Below are 1,791 nucleotides of genomic sequence, written 5' to 3'. Positions count from 1 at the left end.
TGCAGGTCATCTTCGCGCTCCAGAACGCACCGGGCGGGACGCTCCAGGCGCCGGGCCTCACGCTGCGCATGCTGGACGTGGACAGCGCCACGGCGCGCTTCGACCTGGGCCTGCTGCTCACGGAGACGGCGGACGGCCTGCACGGCGCCATCGAGTACAGCACCGACCTCTTCGAGCGCGACACCGTGGCCCGCATGGCCGGCCATCTGCGCACGCTGATGGAGGCCGCGGTCTCCGGGCCGGACCTGCCGCTGGCCTCGCTGGCCTGGATCACCCCGGCGGAGCGGCAGCAGGTGCTCGTCGACTTCAACGACTCCGCCCGCCCCTACGCCTCCGACGTCAGCGTCATGTCCCAGTTCGCGCTCCAGGTGGCGCGGCATCCGGAGGCCATCGCGCTGGAGTCCGAGGACGAGCGGCTGACGTACGCGCAGCTCGACGCGCGGGCCAATCAGCTCGCGCATGAGCTGAGGGCCCGGAACGTGGGGCCGGACCGGCTGGTGGCGCTGTGCCTGGAGCGCTCGGTGGCCTTTGTCGTCTGCGCGCTGGCCACGCTCAAGGCGGGCGGCGCGTACGTACCGATGGATGTCTCGTACCCCGCGCAGCGGTTGAACTTCATGCTGGAGGATGCCCGGCCCCACCTGCTCCTGACGCGGCGCGACCTGCGCGAGCGGTTCCAGCATGCCGAAGGGGCCGCGCCCATCCTCTTCGTGGAGGAGCTGTCGCTCGACGCGCATCCCGTCACCGCGCCCCAGGTGGACGTGAGCCCCCGCAACCTGGCCTACGTCATCTTCACGTCCGGCAGCACCGGCCGGCCCAAGGGCGTGAGCATCGAACAGCGCAGCCTGCTGCGGCTGATCCAGTCGGAGCGCTTCGGCACCTACGGCGTCGGCGACACGATGATGCTCCTGGCGCCCGTCTCCTTCGACGGCTCCGTCCTGGAGCTGTGGCTCCCCCTGCTGCAAGGCAGCCGGCTCGTCATCTTCTCGGGCCAGCACCTGACCAGCGACCTGGAGCGGGTCGCCCGGGTGGCGAAGCAGCACGGCGTCACCTGCGCCCACCTGCCGACCGGGCTCTTCTCGCAGATCGTGGATCACCAGCCGGCCATCCTCGAACAGCTGCGCGAGGTGCTCGTGGGCGGGGACGTCATCTCCGCGCCCCACGTGCGCAAGGCCGCTGCGTCCGGAACCCTCCACGTCACCAACATCTACGGCCCCACCGAGTGCACGGTCGTCTCCAACACCTTCACGGTGTCTCGGCCCGACCAGGTGGGAGGCTCGATGCCCATTGGCCCGATGCTGTCCAACACCACGGGCTACGTGCTGGATGCGTGGATGCACCCGGTGCCGGTGGGCGTGCCGGGGGAGCTGTACCTGGGCGGTGACGGCCTGTCGCGCGGCTACGTGTCGCGGCCCGAGCTCACCGCGGAGCGCTTCGTCCCGGATGCGCAGGGCACCACGCCCGGCGCGCGGCTGTACCGCACGGGTGACCTGGTGCGCTGGCGCGCGGATGGCGTGCTGGAGTTCCTGGGCCGCATCGACCACCAGGTGAAGGTGCGCGGCTTCCGCATCGAACTGGCGGAGGTGGAGGCCGCCCTGCGCGACCTGCCCTTCGTGCTCCAGGTCGCCGTGGTGGTGCGCGAGGACATGCCCGGCGACAAGCGGCTGGTGGCCTATGTGTCGCCTCGCGAGGGCCAGGTGCTGGACGGCACGGCCCTGCGCGCGGGCCTTCGGCAGCGGCTGCCGGAGTACATGGTGCCCTCGGTCTTCGTGACGCTGGCCACCCTGCCCCTGA

The 1,791-nt window shown here is 71.2% G+C and carries 1 protein-coding gene; it reads left to right on the top strand.

Features of this window, described 5'->3' with window-relative positions:
* A partial coding sequence (locus D7X12_RS41125) for a non-ribosomal peptide synthetase (protein WP_120630539.1) occupies positions 1-1,791 on the top strand: 1,791 nt, incomplete at both ends.

Source organism: Corallococcus sicarius (assembly GCF_003611735.1).
GTDB lineage: Bacteria > Myxococcota > Myxococcia > Myxococcales > Myxococcaceae > Corallococcus > Corallococcus sicarius.
This window is presented reverse-complemented; position numbering and strand designations above follow the sequence as displayed.